Origin of the sequence: Streptomyces poriferorum, assembly GCF_019399235.1 — a bacterium.
In the GTDB taxonomy this organism is placed as follows: domain Bacteria; phylum Actinomycetota; class Actinomycetes; order Streptomycetales; family Streptomycetaceae; genus Streptomyces; species Streptomyces poriferorum.
Window position 1 is genome coordinate 1 of sequence record NZ_JAELVH010000536.1, and the last position, 1,536, is coordinate 1,536.

At 73.7% G+C, this 1,536-nt stretch carries 2 protein-coding genes; one reads left to right on the forward strand and one right to left on the reverse strand.

Annotated features, from left to right (window positions below; all coding sequences use genetic code 11):
- Positions 1-519: S1 family peptidase (locus JGS39_RS39395; RefSeq protein WP_219574568.1), on the reverse strand; the 519-nt coding region annotated here is incomplete at its 3' end.
- Between the two features lie 197 nt (positions 520-716).
- On the opposite strand from JGS39_RS39395, the gene JGS39_RS39400 reads away from it, so the two are divergent.
- Complete coding sequence (locus JGS39_RS39400) at positions 717-1,397, forward strand: phosphotransferase (RefSeq protein WP_219574569.1); 681 nt, start codon at positions 717-719, stop codon at positions 1,395-1,397.
- Positions 1,398-1,536 lie beyond the last annotated feature (139 nt).

Sequence of the window (1,536 nt, forward strand, 5' to 3'; positions counted from 1 at the left end):
GGTGTCGGCGGCGGTGGCCCGGCCGGCCTGGACGACGACACGGTTGGTGCGCACGTCGACGTACCAGACGGGCACGTCCTTGGGAGCCTTGCGCAGCGCCACCCGGTCCAGGGCGGCCTTGGCGGAGTCGAGTTCGGCCAGGCTGTGGTCGACGACGACGGCCCGGGCGCCGGCCTCGGCGATCCGGCCGGTGTCCGTGGCATCGGTCGTGGCGACGGTCAGCTCCGCCGCATCGCCGCTCACCCGGGCACCGGCGAATCCGGTGCCGAGCGAGCGCCGCAGCCCGGCGGCCACGGCGGCCGCACGGGACTCGTTTCCGATCCGTTCCGCCGCCCGGTCGGCGGTGAGTCCCAGGTCGCGCCGCATGGCCTTCAGCAGGCCGGGCGAGAGCTGGTCCGCCGCGGCCGGCGACAGGCGGGGGGAAGGGTCGGCGGACGCGGTGCCGGTCAGCCCGGCCAGCCCGAGCGCGCCGACGGCCACGGTGGCGGTACACGCGGCCAGTGCACGTCTGCGGAGCATGGATCTCTCCACGGAACTCTCCTTGACTTCGGGGGAATTGCCGTCAACGTAGCCGCGTACACGTCACCTCCAGGAGATCCCGTCCACCCCATCGCATCGCGTTATGGGGCAGTTCCGAAGCCGCCCCGACCGGCTGCGATACGGGGACACGCGCGAACGATCTCCCCGTGGGGGCCCGTCACGAGTAGGTTCCCCCCATGCGAATAGGCCAATTGCTGGGCAGCGGACGCGACGCCGACGTATACGAACTGGATGAGGCGTGGGTCCTGCGCCGCTACCGCTACGGACTGGACGCCACCCCCGAACTGCCCGTCATGTCCTACCTCTCGGCCTCGGGCTACCCGGTCCCCCGGCTCGGCCCGCAGCCCCCGTCCGCCGGTCCCGGCGATCTGGTCCTGCAGCGGCTCACCGGTCCGACGATGCTTGAGTCCCTCCTCAGCGGCGGCATCGACGCCGCCGAGGGCTCCGCCCTGCTCGCCCGGCTGCTCGCCGAACTGCACACCGTCCCGGCCCGGCTCTCGCCGGATCCCGAGGACCGGATCCTCCACCTCGACCTGCACCCGGACAACGTGATGCTGACGGCCGACGGCCCGGTGGTGATCGACTGGAGCAACGCCGAGGAGGGCCCGCCGGCCCTGGACCGGGCCATGTCGGCGCTGATCCTCGCCCAGGTGGCGGTCGATCCGGACCACCCGGCGACGGACGGCGGACGCGAACTGCTGACCGCCCTGATGCCTCATCTCATCGCGCACGGCGGCATCCCGGCCCGCCACCTCGCCGACGCGGCGGCCCGCCGGGACGCCAACCCGACGATGAGCCCGGCCGAACGGGACCTGATCGGCGAGGCGGCGGCCCTGGTCACCGCGCTCTCCGGCTGAGGCCCCGTCCGGCCGGGCCGACGCGCAGCACGAGCGAGGCGGGCAACACCGCGAAGACCACGGCCAGGAGCGCACTCACCGCGACGACCGAGCCGATGGCCCCCCAGGGGACGACCACCGCCGAGCGGACGTCGAGCAG